The sequence below is a fragment of the Nissabacter archeti genome (assembly GCF_018257325.1).
In the GTDB taxonomy this organism is placed as follows: Bacteria; Pseudomonadota; Gammaproteobacteria; order Enterobacterales; family Enterobacteriaceae; genus Chimaeribacter; species Chimaeribacter arupi.
In genome coordinates this window covers 1-14,014 of sequence record NZ_JAERKB010000005.1, presented here as the reverse complement: position 1 = coordinate 14,014, position 14,014 = coordinate 1, and the positions used below count along the sequence as shown (strand labels likewise).

Sequence of the window (14,014 nt, the reverse complement as noted above, 5' to 3'; positions counted from 1 at the left end):
TTGCGGCGGGCTGACAGCCGGGCCACAGAGGGTGCTAAAGGATGACCATTATGCCCGGATACGTTGGCAGACCACCGGCGTCGCCCCGGGGGCGTGTTCACTCAGCGTCACGGCAGCGCGCACAGCGGCCGCGGCCTGTTCCCACGCCTCTTCACTGGCAGCATGGATCATCGCCAGCGGCTGCCGGGTGTCAACCCGGTCGCCCAGGCGCGCCATGCCGGTGAGGCCCACGCTGTAGTCAATGGTGTCACTGGCCCGGCGGCGTCCGCCGCCCAGCGCGACCACGGCCATGCCCAGCGCGCGGGTATCCATCGCGCTGATGATGCCGTTTTCCATCGCATACACCGGCTTGCTCAGCGTTGCCGCCGGCAGGTAACGGTCATAGTGCTCAATAAAATCGGTGGGGCCGCGCTGGGCTGCCACCATCCGGCCAAAGATTTCTGCGGCCGCGCCATTGTCCAGCACGGCCTGCAATTTCGCGCGGGCATCGGCATCATCTTTCGCCAGCCCGCCCGACAGTAACATTTCCACGCACAGGGCCATCGTGACCTCATACAGGCGCGGATTACGGTAATCGCCGGTCAGGAAGCGCACCGCTTCGCGCACTTCGACGGCGTTCCCGGCGCTGGAGGCCAGCACCTGGTTCATGTCCGTCAGCAGCGCGGTGGTCTGGCAACCGGCCCCGTTCGCCACGCCGACAATCGCCTGCGCCAGATTTTCTGACGCTTCATAAGTCGGCATAAACGCACCGGAGCCCACTTTGACATCCATCACCAGCGCATCCAACCCTTCGGCCAGTTTTTTCGCCAGAATCGACGCGGTGATCAGCGGAATCGAGTCCACGGTCGCGGTGATGTCACGCGTCGCATAGAAGCGTTTGTCCGCCGGGGCCAGTGAGTTGGTCTGGCCGATAATCGCCACACCGACCTCTTTGATGATGGCGCGGAAACGCTGGTCGTCCGGGAAGATGTCAAACCCCGGGATCGCTTCCAGCTTGTCCAGCGTGCCGCCGGTGTGGCCGAGGCCGCGCCCGGAGATCATCGGCACGTAGCCGCCGCAGGCGGCCACCATCGGGCCGAGCATCAGCGACGTCACATCGCCCACGCCGCCGGTGGAGTGTTTGTCCACCACCGGGCCGTTCAGCCCCAGCTCCGCCCAGTTCAGCACGGTGCCGGAATCACGCATCGCCATCGTCAGCGCCACGCGTTCTGCCATGTTCATGTCATGGAAGTAGATCGTCATCGCCAGCGCGGCGATCTGCCCTTCTGAAACCTGGTTGTCGCGAATGCCGTTGACGAAGAAACGAATCTCTTCTGCCGTCAGCGGCTGGCCGTCCCGTTTTTTTCGAATAATTTCTTGTGCCAGAAACAAGGTGTCCCCCTGCATGACGCAGTAAATAACAGCGCCGCACCGGTATGGCCGGCGCGGCATTATTCAGATCAATAGCCGCCGTTGCTTTTCGCGGTGGCGTGGCCGAGCGTGGTAAGCAGGCTGGCCAGCAGGCTGGAGGCGCCGAAACGGAAGTGGCGCGCATCGGCCCAGGCTTCACCCATGATGCGGTCAGCAATCGCCAGGAACTCGGCGGCATCCTCTGCGGTGCGCACGCCGCCGGCGGGTTTAAAGCCGACGCGGTCGCCCACGCCCAGATCGTGGATCACCTGAATCATCAGCGCCGCGCTTTCCGGTGTGGCATTCACCGGCACTTTGCCGGTCGAGGTTTTGATGAAGTCAGCCCCGGCGTTGATGGCGATCTCAGACGCCTTGCGGATCAGCGCGTCCTGCTTCAGCTCACCGGTTTCGATGATCACTTTCAGCAGCACATTGGCGGCGGCGCAGGCTTCTTTGCACACTTTCACCAGCTCAAAGCCGACCTGCTCATTGCCGGCCATCAGCGCGCGGTACGGGAAGACCACATCCACTTCGTCCGCCCCGTAGGCGATAGCGGCGCGGGTTTCTGCCAGCGCGATGTCGATGTCATCATTCCCGTGCGGGAAGTTGGTGACGGTCGCGATGCGGATCTCCGGGGTACCCTGCTCACGCAGGGCCTTGCGGGCCACCGGGATGAAACGCGGATAGATGCAGATGGCGGCGGTGTTACCGGCCGGGCTTTTCGCCTGGCGGCACAGCGCGATCACCTTCTCATCGGTATCGTCTTCATTCAGGGTGGTTAAATCCATGAGGCTCAGCGCACGTTGCGCTGCGGCGGTTAAATCAGTCATATGACTCTCCAACATTTTCGTTGCTGATGGCCACGATCACTTCTGAGGTTTCATGGGCAACGCGTTCCACAGGTTGGCGAGCGGGCTTGGTTCCATGAAGAGGCCGCAGCCTGCCTGAAAGCGGGCCACGGTTGAATTCCTTCTCACCGCGCGAGCCGGCAAACACCGGGCCGGTACTGGCTATTGAACCATGAGCACAGGGGACGCTTATGTGTTCTGATTCACAAAATCCTAAAGCCAATTGTAACGCGTTTAGATTAACTGTGACAGGAGTCACAGGATAATCGTTTTATGCTCAGAAAGTGACCATGATGATAAGTTTACACCAGGTAGAGTGGCCCGGCGTGTGAAGGCCGCTGATCGGGTCAGGCGGCCATGCTCTCTGGCTGTGATGTTATAATAGTCACATTAAGAAGAGAACGGATTTCCGCGCCACAGCCCAAAATCATTAAAGGTTGCGCAAGGTGAACCGGATAACTGCCCGGTAAATGTGATTATTTTCACATTGATTTTCAGATTCGGGCAGGGGGTGTTTTTAGCCCGGCAGCAGCGGCAGGTTAAACACCCGGCGGGTATTGGCGTTCAGGGCGGCGGCGAGGGTTTCCGGCGGCTCCGGGCGCAACTGGCAGAGCACCTCAAACACCAGGGCGGCGCGCTCCGGCCGGTTGGGCTGGCCCTGATAACCGGCCAGCGGCATATCCGGCGCATCGGTTTCCAGCAGCAGGCAGGAGAGCGGCAGCGCCGCGATGGTGTTGCGGGTTTTTTGCGCCCGCTCATAGGTAATGGTGCCGCCGACGCCAATCGCGTAGCCGAGTTTCACAAACGCCTGCGCCTGCGCGAGGCTGCCGGCAAAGCCATGCACCACACCCGTGGCGGGCAGCGCCTGCTTGCGCAGCAGGGAAAACAGCTGATCATGGGTGCGGCGGGAGTGCAGGATCACCGGCAGGTTGGCCTGTTTCGCCAGGGAGAGCTGATCCACCAGCAGCGCTTTCTGCCGCTCAAAATGCGGGTTCTCCATATAGAGATCCAGCCCGACCTCACCGATTGCCACCACCTTCGGGTGCGGCTGCTTCAGGCTCTGTGCCAGGCGGGAGAGCGCCGCATCATCATGCTGTTGGATAAATAACGGATGCAGCCCCAGCGCGGCGAACAGGGCATCATGCTGGTTCGCCAGCGCCAACACGCGGTCAAAGCGATCCGCGGTCACCGCCGGGACGATAATCTGCCGGACATGCTGGTCAGCGGCACGGGCCACGCTGGCGGCCGCGTCATCGGCAAACGGCGGGAAATCGAAGTGGCAATGGGTGTCAATAAAGTAACGCGCTGTGCTCATCCCGCCTGCTCCTCATCATCCGGTTCTTCATTCTCTGCCACCGGCGGCGCATCCACCAGCAAGCCGCTGACCGCATCACTCACGGCCGACACCAGCGGGGAATCGGTGATCAGCGGCGTATTCGCCGGTTCTTCCGGAAGAACCGTGGCGGCCGGTACCTGCACCGCCAGATCCGGCTGTTCGTCACGCGGCAGCAGCCAGTGCGCCACGGTCGCCAGGAAGTAGCGCCCGCACCGCCGCCCGAGGTGATAATCGCGGTTCAGCGCCGACAGCCGGCTGCCCAGCGCCCGGCTGGCCAGCGGTTTGGGTGGGTAAATTTCAAAGATGCGCAGGTTGCCCGGCGGGTTCTCAATAAATTGCTGGATGCGCCGGTAGCTTTTTTCATGGTGCTGCATCATATGCACCAGTTGTTGCAGGCTGCTTTCACTCAGCCACTGCTCCATGCGCTTCATCCACTGCGGCGCGTAGAACATTTGCGACGGCACAGTACGGACAACAATAATGGTGTCGGCACCGCGCCGGTACGCCTCTTCCACCGGGATCGCATCACTGATGCCGCCATCCTGGTAGCTGATGCCGTCCAGCTCGACGCCCATCCGGTAGAAACCGGGAATGGCGCTGGAGGCCTTCAGCACCGACAGCCAGTTTTCACGGGTCGGTGAGAAATAGGTGGGGCTGTAATCATCACTGCGGCAGGCGCACATCAGGAATTCCCGGTCATTGCCGAGATAGCTTTCCGCCGCTTCCAGCGCCAGCGGCATCTGTTGGCCCGTCACGTCCACCAGCCAGTCGAGATCGATCAGGTGCCCGCCGCGCACAAAGCGCAAAGGGTTAAAAAACTGGGGAGCGGTGGTGTAGCGGGAGATCACACGCCGGGCATAGCCGGGTTGTTGGCAGACAAACGCAGAGAGGTTTTGTGCACCGGCAGAGGTGCCGATCAGCAGGTCAAACGGATTGAAGCGGGCACGTTGAAATTCATCCAGCACACCGGCTGTGAATATTCCGCGTTGCCCGCCCCCTTCGCATACCAGCGCGATTTTACCCGGCTGGTAGGGTTTATACGCCAGGGGTTCAATATTCCCCAGCGTGATCGGTATTCTGTATCCCAACCTTTACCCCGTTACCTGGTCGTCCCCATCCTGGGTTGAGCATACCCGGTATTCGCTCTTGCCGTAATCATCTTGTATGACATTGGTGAATAAATCGTTGCGTCCTGGCCTGATTTACTCGTTACGGCAAGAGGTTAAAGGTGTTTTACAGCGTCGCTATGAGCGCCGGCGACCGGTAAACAGGCTGACCAGGAACAGGATGATGCCGACAACGAAGACGATTTTCGCAGCCCATGCCGCAGTACCTGCCAGTCCACCAAAGCCCAGTGCTGCGGCAATCAGTGCGATGACTAAAAAGATAATGCCCCATCGAAACATAAAATCTCTCCTTACCTTATTAAAATTTGAGATGCCCTTGCACAGCACAAAGTTTCGTCGCCAGAACGCGAAACCTTATTAAAAAAGATAGCGTTAAATCAGAATCCTGCCTGACTTTCGCGCACTTTTCCTGCTGCCGGGCGCACATTTTCTTGTGGTTTTGGTCACGCTACCGGCTGCCCTGCAACCAGGGCAGCCGTTACATCATCAGTTCAGCAGAGCTTATGGTTTGATCTGCAGGTCGTTTTTAACGGATTTCACACCGTCAACCGCCTTGGCAACACTTTCTGCGCGCTCAGACTGGGCCTGGTTCTCAACCGTACCGGTCAGCTGTACCACGCCTTCGGTGGTGATCACTTTCACGTTACGGGACGGGACAATGTCATCGGCCAGCAGTTTGGCTTTGACTTCGCCGGTGGTGGCGGAATCACCTGCATAGGCTTTCGCAGACTGCTCTTTTGCGTCACGCACGTGCAGCTTATCGCTGACGGAGGTCACGCCTTCCACTTTCTTGGCGGCGGCGACGGCCTGGTCGGCTTCAGCCTGGCTGCCGACAAAGCCGCTCAGCGTGACCACACCGTTGGTGGTGTCGACAGAGATATCGGTGCTTTTGATCGCATCGTTATCTACCAGCGCGCTTTTCACTTTCGCCGTGACGGCGCTGTCGCCCATGTAGTTGCTGACTTTGTTGACTGAACTATCGATTTTCGCGCCTGCGGAGTCCGCAGCGTTCTCAGTCTTGCTTGTCATGGTTTCAGCCAGGGCGTTACCGCCAACCAGCGCAGAACTCAACACCACGGCCATCATTGAATAGGCAAATTTAGACTTTTTCATCGATTCATTCCTTTATGTTGTGATTCCCAACTGCCGGGAAACCGTGAGTCACGAACAGGGTGACGACTAATCGTTGCGACAATTTCACGTTTTTATGCACGTCGGAAACTTGCAGAGTGTGCGTCTTAAAAGCTAAACATTCTGTTGTCTTATGAATTCACGCCGAAGCGTTTCCTTCTCTCCATGACATGTCCGGTGTCCGTACCGAACTTCCTGGGCATACCCGCTTTATAAGGATTAACGACTGCTTTTTAGCATAGTTGCCTTATAATTCGCTGCCTTCCTTGTTAACTCCAGTGCTTTATGGCGGTTTTCGCCGGGCACAAATTAAATATAGTCGAAAAAGACCGGAGTGGTTGAAAAATTGCAGAAAAGCGGGGAAATGCAGACTAGTCCGAGCTTTTCGGCCTGAAAATAGCCAAAAAACCGGATGAAAGCGGAAAAAACCAGCAAAAGGCGGGCAAAAAATGGGGAGATATTCCCGGAATCACAGGCATAAAAAAACGGCATTGCTGCCGTTTTTTTGACCTGCCGGAGGAACGGGGAGGATCAGTGTTCGCGGGTTTTGCGGAAGCTGATGTCCGGGTAACGTTCCTGCGTCAGATTAAGGTTAACCATCGTCGGGGCGATGTAGGTGAGGTTGTCACCGCCATCCAGCGCCAGGTTCAGCTCACTCTTGCGCTTGAACTCTTCCAGCTTCTTCACGTCATTGCACTCGACCCAACGGGCGGTGGAGACGTTCACGGATTCATAAATCGCCTCAACGTTGTATTCGCTTTTCAGGCGGGCGACGACCACATCAAACTGCAGCACACCCACCGCGCCCACAATCAGGTCATTGTTGGCGATTGGGCGGAACACCTGCACCGCGCCCTCTTCCGACAACTGCACCAGCCCTTTCAGCAACTGTTTCTGCTTCAGCGGGTCACGCAGGCGGATGCGGCGGAACAGTTCCGGCGCAAAGTTCGGGATGCCGGTGAACTTCATGTCTTCACCCTGGGTAAAGGTGTCACCGATCTGGATGGTGCCGTGGTTATGCAGGCCGAGGATGTCGCCTGGGTAGGCCTCTTCCACATGGGAGCGGTCACCGGCCATAAAGGTCAGCGCATCGGAGATGGTCACGTCTTTGCCGGTACGCACCTGGCGCAGCTTCATGCCCTTCTCATAGCGGCCGGAAACCACACGCATAAAGGCCACGCGGTCACGGTGTTTCGGGTCCATGTTCGCCTGGATCTTGAACACGAAGCCGGTGAACTTCTCTTCCTGTGCCGTCACTTCACGGGTGTCCGTGTTGCGCGGCATCGGTGCCGGTGCCCACTCCACCAGCCCGTCCAGCATATGGTCTACGCCGAAGTTACCCAGCGCGGTACCAAAGAAGACCGGGGTCAGTTCGCCGTTCAGGAAGGCTTCACGCTCAAACTCATGGGAAGCGCCCTGCACCAGCTCCAGCTCGTCACGCAGTTGCGCGGCCAGGTCCTCACCCACGGCAGCGTCCAGATCCGGGTTATTCAGCCCCTTCACGATCCGCACTTCCTGGATGGTATGGCCTTTACCGGACTGATAGAGGTAAACCTCATCCTTATAGAGGTGGTAAACGCCTTTGAACAGCTTGCCGCAGCCAATCGGCCAGGTGATCGGCGAACAGGCGATCTTCAGCTCACGCTCCACCTCATCCATCACTTCCATCGGGTCACGGATGTCACGGTCCAGTTTGTTCATAAAGGTCAGGATCGGCGTGTCGCGCAGACGGGTGACTTCCATCAGCTTACGGGTACGATCCTCAACGCCTTTTGCGGCGTCGATCACCATCAGGCAGCAGTCCACTGCCGTCAGGGTACGGTACGTATCCTCGGAGAAGTCTTCGTGCCCTGGGGTGTCCAGCAGGTTGACCAGGCTGTCACGGTACGGGAACTGCATCACCGACGTGGTGATGGAGATACCACGCTGCTTTTCCATCTCCATCCAGTCCGATTTCGCGTGCTGGCTGGAGCCGCGGCCTTTTACCGTCCCGGCAGTCTGGATAGCCTGTCCGAACAGCAACACCTTCTCGGTGATGGTGGTTTTACCCGCATCGGGGTGAGAGATAATGGCGAAGGTGCGGCGTTTGGCCACTTCGCGGGCGTATTCACTTGGAGACATTTTCACGTTTCTATAGTTGTACCGCCCTGCGACAGGAACATCGTGCCGCGAACGGCAGCAGGCAAAGCGGAAGGAATAAATTATGGGGCGCTATTTTCTATGATTTACCCGGCAGAGACAATCAATGATGAAATATTGTGCGTTTTATGCCCATCACAAGCGAAAGTCAGGATGAAGCCGTGCCTGGTGAGCCTGCAATAGCCGTTTATGTGCCTCATACATGGGTAACTCTGCCAGCATCGCCGGCCAGCGTTCATGCGCCAGTTGCAGCGCCTCCTCCAGGTGGACACGCAATGCCGGCCAGGGCACTCCGATTCTTCCAGCCCATAGGGCGAACGTCGCCATACTCAGGTGATACCAGCGTTTCTCATGCGCCATATTGAGCGCAACTTCCTGCTCGTCCCGGACGTAAGGCAGCGTGCTGAGGATATCATAGGCCGGGGACAATCGGGCGTTCAGGCCATCGGGGTAGTAAATCGTCCAGTTTTTCAGATGGGCGTCGCCGTTGCCGAGCAAAATATTCGCCAGCAGACGGCGCGCCATTTGCTGGATATCAGCCAGACCGCCATTGCCCATCCGATAGAGCGTGGCGCCCAGTTGATCATAATTAAAACGCCGGTATTTCTCATGGGGATAGACCTCGAAAATCTGCGCGAAATCCTCGGCATGCACCCGTCCGGTTTGATACCGGTCAAACCGGCGGATGCCATAGGCATACGGCTCATTGGGTAAAGGAATATCCGGAAGCGCGGCAAGTTGCGTCAGAGGGATTAATTTCACCTCAGGGATGGTGACGCCAATAGCCTGCGCCAGCAGCATGGCGGAGAACTCATTCTCCGGCACGCCTTTGTGTATGGTAGAGGGCGTTTTGATTATCCAACTCTCTCTGCCGGCGCCATTACTGATCATGAACCGGCCATCCTGTCGCAAGGCAGAGAATTTCATCTGTACACCCGCCAGCGAGAACTTATTGGCCTGATGCCGCACCTCAATCTGTACGGGTGCCAGCCGGTCGCCACGCGAGGCCTGCGCCCATGGCGGTATGCCGCCCAGAGGCAAAGGTTTTGCCACCAGCGCCCCTGGTAAATTATTGCCTGCAAAGGCAATCAGTGGAAATTCCGCATCAACATGGACTTTCAGCTCGCGGGCCATCCATTCCCGCAGCGCACCTTCACTCAGCAGATTAGACAACACCGGCGGCAGACGCCCGGTTGAGGTTAAAGGCTGAGAGAGGTAGCCGGGGCGAATTCTTTGGGTCAGGGTGAATAACGGCTGGTGGTCAGTGGGAAGGTCACGATAGGCAGGGTTGAAAGTCAGGAAATTGCGGTTGCCTGAATAGTGCGCCAGCACCGCGATCTGCTGGTCATGCAGCAGGAGCTCCAGCGCCTCGACAGATTCTGTTCGCCGCTCTGCCATTAGTCCTCCAGCCTGCGCATCATCTCATCCCATTCCCGGAAACGTCGCTCTGCCTCTTCCGAACCTGCCGGCGTGACCTGCGCAGCCTGCCCTTCTGGTTGCCCGCCACGTTCACGCGGCACCAGTTGCAGTTCCAGATCCATTCCTTCGAGTACCCGCAGTAATGTGGAGAGCCGCACATCACCGCCCGCCTCGATCCGCTGGTACTGTTGCTGCGACATGCCGATTTTCATCAGCATATCGTGCTGGTTAAGCGCCAGCGCCTGACGGCGCTGTTTTAAAATCCCGGCAAGCTCATCCAGTTTTTTCATCGTTAAACCCCTGAAACGTTAACAACACATTAGTTGTTAACTGGCTTCTTTACAACAAACTGGTTGTTTTAAAGGGCATAAACAACTCATGAGTTGTATTCAAGGGACAATATCATTGTAATGAGGTGCCGTTACACCGGCAGCGCCATGATCACCGCATCCTCACGGCCGGTGGCGGTGGGGTAATAGTTGCGGCGCAGTGAGACTTCATTAAAGCCGAGCTGCTCATACAGGGCGAGTGCACCGGCATTCGACGCACGGACTTCCAGCCACAGCGTGAGGATGCCGCGCGCCTCAAGTTCAGCGATCAACGCCTCCAGCAGTTCACGGCCGAGGCCGCGGCGCTGGAACACCGGATCAATGGCGATATTGAACAGCGTCGCCTCGTCCAGCACGATCTGGGTGATGGCGAAACCGGCCATCTGCCCGTCGGCCTCAATTTTCAGGTTAAGGTAGCGCTCGCCCTGGTTGCCGGCGAAGGTGGCGTCACTCCACGGAAAGGCGTGGCTGGCGCGTTCAATCTGCATGGCGCGCGGATGGTCGTCCGGCGTCAGGATAGAGATGCTGTTCATGGTCACAAATCTGCTGCCAGAGTGCGCGTTTCGCACCGGCGTCCTGGGAAAGCACCGGCAGCGCCGGGCTGGAAAGGTGTACGCCCTCAAGGGCCGGTGGCGTGCTGAGGCCGAGGCACCAGCTGGCGCAGCGGGTGCCTTCCGGCAGCATCGCCACGTTATCCGGGGTCAGGCTGTAGACCTGGTGCGGCTGCAACCCCAGCGCGTGCAGGACGTCCTGCAACAGCGGGTGATCCTGCGGCGGCAGGTCATCCGCCACAATCAGCAGCCGCGCATCGTCCGGCAGATGGACGGCGATTTCACCCTGCAAGACCGCCGGGCGGCGCAGCGTCCACTGCGTAATACCCAGTTGTTGTAACAGTATGTCGCGTCGCGTTGCCATGCCAAACCCTGCCAAGCACCCAAATGTGCCGCGCTATGCTAGCAAACCCATCGAACATGCGCCAACAAACCTCTATAATCCCCGGTCATCTTCTTAAGGAGCCACACCCTGATGTCTGCATTAACCCCCGCCAGTGAAGTCATACTGCGCCACACTGATGAATTTACCGAGCGCCGCGTGCTGTTTGCCGGCGACTTACAAGACAGCCTGCCCGCCCAGCTTGAAGCCGCGGAGGTGCGTGTCCATACCAACCAATATCATCACGGACAGATGCTGAGCCAGGCGCTGGGGGAAAACGTTCAGTACAGTCTGCTGGCAGACGCCGACGTGGTGGGCGGCTGCGATACGCTCATCTACTACTGGCCGAAGAGCAAGCAAGAAGCACAGTTCCAGCTCACTAACCTGCTCTCCCTGCTGCCGGCCGGCAGCCATGTCTTCGTGATCGGCGAAAACCGCGCCGGGGTGCGCAGCGCGGAACCGATGCTGGAAGGGCTGTGTACCTTGCAGAAAATCGACAGCGCCCGCCGCTGTGGCCTCTATTATGGCCGCCTGGAACAGCAGCCGGAATTTGATGCGGACGCGTGGTGGCAATCCTACGTGGTGGCGGACGTCACGGTGAAAACCCTGCCGGGCGTCTTCAGCCGTGATGCGCTCGACCCAGGCAGTATGCTGCTGCTGGGCACCTTCAGTGAAGACATCAAAGGTTCCGTGCTGGACATCGGCTGCGGGGCCGGTGTGGTCGGCGCGGTGCTGGGCACCCATTTTGCGAAAGTGAAACTGACGCTGAGTGACGTCAACGCCGCCGCGCTGGAAGCGAGCCGCGCGACGCTGGCCGCCAACGGCCTGGAAGGCAACGTGATCGCCAGTAACGTTTACTCCGACATCCGCGGCCGGTTTGACATGATCGTCTCTAACCCGCCGTTCCACGAGGGGCTGCAAACCAGCCTGCACGCGGCAGAGATGCTGATCCGCGGCGCAGCCAGCCACCTGCACATCGGCGGCAAGCTGCGCATCGTGGCGAACGCCTTCCTGCCGTATGCCGACATCCTGGATGCCACCTTCGGCAGCCATGAAGTGCTGGCGCAAACCGGCCGCTTTAAGGTGTACCAGGCTGAACTGGGCCGCCCGCCGCGCGCGTCGAAGAAAAAATCTAAGCGTTAAGCATCGGCATCACGTGGTCCTGATACCGCCCGCCGGCGGCCGCGTGATACGGGAAGATGGCCTCAATCGCCGCCAGTTCGCTGTGCGTTAACCTCACATCGAGGGCGGCGATGTTCTCATCCAGATAGCGGCGGCGCTTGGTGCCGGGGATCGGCACAATGTGCTCCCCCTGCGCCAGCACCCAGGCCAGCGCCAGCTGCGCCGGGGTTACTCCCTTCTCTTCCGCCAGCGTTTTCACCTTCTCCACCAGTGCCAGGTTGCGGCTGAAATTCTCCGGGCTAAAGCGCGGGTTATCCCGCCGGAAATCATCGGCTGCCAGATCCTCCGGCGACGTCAGCGTCCCGGTCAAAAAGCCGCGCCCCAGCGGGCTGTAAGGCACAAACCCGACCCCCAGCCGTTCACAGGCCGCCAGGATCCCGTCTTCCACATCACGCGTCCAGAGCGAGTACTCCGTTTGCAGTGCCGTAATCGGGTGCACCGCGCAGGCCCGTTCCAGCGTGCTGACGGAGGCCTCACTCAGGCCGAGATAACGGATCTTGCCTTCACGCACCAGATCGGCCAGCGTGCCGACCACCTCCTCCACCGGTACCGCAGGATCGACCCGGTGCTGGTAGTAAAGATCAATCACCTCCACCTGTAACCGCGCCAGGCTGCCTTCGACAGACTGGCGGATATACGCCGGGCGGCTGCTGACGCCCCGCAGCGACGGCTGGGCCGGATCGCGCAGGATGCCGAACTTGGTGGCGAGGAAAACCTGGTCGCGCTTGCCTTTGATCGCCTCGCCAATCAGTGCCTCATTGGTGTGCGGCCCGTACATGTCGGCAGTGTCGAGCAGCGTGACGCCCCGCTCCAGCGCATGGTGCAGCGTGGCCACCGCCTCTTTATGGTCGCTGCCGGTGGAGTAAAAATCGCTCATGCCCATGCAGCCCAGCCCGATGGCGGAGACCGCCGGCCCATTTTTTCCCAGTTGACGCTGTTGCATTGTGTTCTCTCCCCTAGGGTGCTGTGTCAGTGGTGGAGAGTGTGGTTGTTTATCCGGGCAAGATAAATCATGCTTCCTGCTCAGCACTGTTCAGAAATCACCAACAATCGGATGCCCTATGGACCAGATCCAGGCGATGCGGATCTTCACCCGTATTGTGGAGTTACAGAGTTTCAGCCGCGCGGCGGAAGACCAGAACCTGCCGCGCGCCACCGTCAGCACCACCCTGAAACGGCTGGAGTTGCGGCTCGGCGTGCGCCTGCTGGTGCGTACCACCCGCCGGCTGCACATCACTGACGAAGGCGAGCTTTATTACCATCGCTGCCTGCAACTGCTGGATGCGCTGGCGGAAACCGACGCCCTGTTCGCCCACCAACGCCACCAGCCGCAGGGCAACGTGCGGGTGGATATGCCGCACTCGCTGGCACGGGAAATCGTCATTCCGGCGCTGCCGGATTTTACCGCACGTTACCCGCAGATTGCGGTGATGCTCAGCGCCAATGACAGCGCCATCGACCTGCTGCACCACGGTGTGGATTGTGTGCTGCGCGCCTGGCCCTCTGCCGATGAACAGCTGGTGACGCACGCCCGCGCGGCGTTGCCGCAGGTCACCTGCGCCTCGCCCGGCTACCTGGCCCGCTATGGGCAGCCGCGTTCGCCGCAGGCACTGGGCGGGCATCAGATGGTGGGTTACGTGTCCGGTCATGGCCGGCAGGCGGAGGCGCTGGAGTTCCAACAACAGGGGGAAACGGTGGCATTACAGTTGCTGTACACCCTGAGTGTCAGCGGGGCCGATGCCTATATCGCCGCCGGGCGCAGCGGGTTTGGCTTAATCCAGGCGGCACGCCATGCGTTACAGCGTGAACTGGCCGCCGGTGAGCTGGTGGAAGTGATGGCGGATTGCCCGCCGCCACCGATGCCGGTCTGGCTGATGCACCCGCCCGGCCGTTTTATTGCGCCCCGCGTACGGGTCATGCTGGCCTGGCTGACCGGCTTATTGCAGCAAATGGAAGCGGGTTAACCGGCTGAAAACCGCAATCTGCACTTTTTCTGATGCTTTTTGCAGCAGTCGTGTCATCTTACCGAAATAACTATTGACGCCCCGGCGAAAATCTCTAGAATTCGCCTCCGTGGTTGCATTACTCCGGTAGTGCACTTGGAATGCGAAGGTGGCGGAATTGGTAGACGCGCTAGCTTCAGGTGTTAGTGTCCTTACGGACGTGAGGGTTCAAGTCCCT

The 14,014-nt window shown here is 59.3% G+C and carries 14 protein-coding genes; 2 read left to right on the top strand and 12 right to left on the bottom strand.

The window, feature by feature from the left end; genetic code table 11:
- Positions 1-48: 48 nt before the first annotated feature.
- The 11 genes from deoA to JK232_RS07620 all read right to left on the bottom strand — a co-directional run bounded on the left by deoA (position 49) and on the right by JK232_RS07620 (position 10,633).
- Complete coding sequence (deoA, locus tag JK232_RS07670; RefSeq protein WP_072928643.1) at positions 49-1,371, bottom strand: thymidine phosphorylase; 1,323 nt, start codon at positions 1,369-1,371, stop codon at positions 49-51.
- 68 nt (positions 1,372-1,439) lie between these two features.
- On the bottom strand, positions 1,440-2,219 hold the full coding sequence (gene deoC / locus JK232_RS07665) for a deoxyribose-phosphate aldolase (RefSeq protein WP_212589022.1): 780 nt from the start codon (positions 2,217-2,219) through the stop codon (positions 1,440-1,442).
- A 535-nt stretch (positions 2,220-2,754) separates the two neighbouring features.
- Entirely contained in the window at positions 2,755-3,552 is a 798-nt protein-coding gene (locus tag JK232_RS07660) for a TatD family hydrolase (protein WP_212589021.1), read from the bottom strand.
- Entirely contained in the window at positions 3,549-4,661 is a 1,113-nt protein-coding gene (locus tag JK232_RS07655; RefSeq protein ID WP_072928641.1) for a patatin-like phospholipase family protein, read from the bottom strand. Before JK232_RS07655 ends, JK232_RS07660 begins: the two co-directional genes overlap by 4 nt.
- A 156-nt stretch (positions 4,662-4,817) precedes the next feature.
- Positions 4,818-4,979, bottom strand: a complete 162-nt coding sequence (locus JK232_RS07650) for a DUF1328 domain-containing protein (RefSeq protein WP_072928640.1) — start codon at positions 4,977-4,979, stop codon at positions 4,818-4,820.
- Between the two features lie 222 nt (positions 4,980-5,201).
- A complete protein-coding gene (osmY, locus tag JK232_RS07645) occupies positions 5,202-5,813 on the bottom strand; it encodes a molecular chaperone OsmY (RefSeq protein ID WP_072928639.1) in 612 nt (203 codons plus the stop codon).
- Positions 5,814-6,362: 549 nt separating this feature from the next.
- Positions 6,363-7,952 (bottom strand): peptide chain release factor 3, encoded by a 1,590-nt coding sequence (gene prfC / locus JK232_RS07640; protein WP_072928637.1) that lies wholly within the window; start codon positions 7,950-7,952, stop codon positions 6,363-6,365.
- A 153-nt stretch (positions 7,953-8,105) separates the two neighbouring features.
- A complete protein-coding gene (locus JK232_RS07635) occupies positions 8,106-9,368 on the bottom strand; it encodes a type II toxin-antitoxin system HipA family toxin (RefSeq protein ID WP_212589020.1) in 1,263 nt (420 codons plus the stop codon).
- A complete protein-coding gene (locus tag JK232_RS07630; protein ID WP_072928635.1) occupies positions 9,368-9,679 on the bottom strand; it encodes a helix-turn-helix domain-containing protein in 312 nt (103 codons plus the stop codon). The genes JK232_RS07635 and JK232_RS07630 overlap by 1 nt, the downstream gene beginning before the upstream one ends.
- A 131-nt stretch (positions 9,680-9,810) precedes the next feature.
- Complete coding sequence (gene rimI, locus JK232_RS07625; RefSeq protein WP_101828013.1) at positions 9,811-10,251, bottom strand: ribosomal protein S18-alanine N-acetyltransferase; 441 nt, start codon at positions 10,249-10,251, stop codon at positions 9,811-9,813.
- A complete protein-coding gene (locus JK232_RS07620; protein WP_072928633.1) occupies positions 10,196-10,633 on the bottom strand; it encodes a DNA polymerase III subunit psi in 438 nt (145 codons plus the stop codon). Before JK232_RS07620 ends, rimI begins: the two co-directional genes overlap by 56 nt.
- A 111-nt stretch (positions 10,634-10,744) precedes the next feature.
- On the opposite strand from JK232_RS07620, the gene rsmC reads away from it, so the two are divergent.
- Positions 10,745-11,794, top strand: a complete 1,050-nt coding sequence (gene rsmC / locus JK232_RS07615) for a 16S rRNA (guanine(1207)-N(2))-methyltransferase RsmC (RefSeq protein WP_101858051.1) — start codon at positions 10,745-10,747, stop codon at positions 11,792-11,794.
- On the opposite strand, the gene JK232_RS07610 is transcribed toward rsmC, so the two are convergent.
- Positions 11,784-12,776 (bottom strand): aldo/keto reductase, encoded by a 993-nt coding sequence (locus JK232_RS07610; protein WP_072928631.1) that lies wholly within the window; start codon positions 12,774-12,776, stop codon positions 11,784-11,786. The genes rsmC and JK232_RS07610 overlap by 11 nt on opposite strands.
- A gap of 118 nt (positions 12,777-12,894) precedes the next feature.
- Between JK232_RS07610 and JK232_RS07605 the strand changes: the two genes are divergently transcribed.
- Positions 12,895-13,797 carry a LysR family transcriptional regulator gene (locus JK232_RS07605; RefSeq protein WP_212589019.1) on the top strand — a complete coding sequence of 301 codons (903 nt, stop codon included), beginning with the start codon at positions 12,895-12,897 and terminating at the stop codon, positions 13,795-13,797.
- The last annotated feature ends 217 nt before the right edge of the window (positions 13,798-14,014 follow it).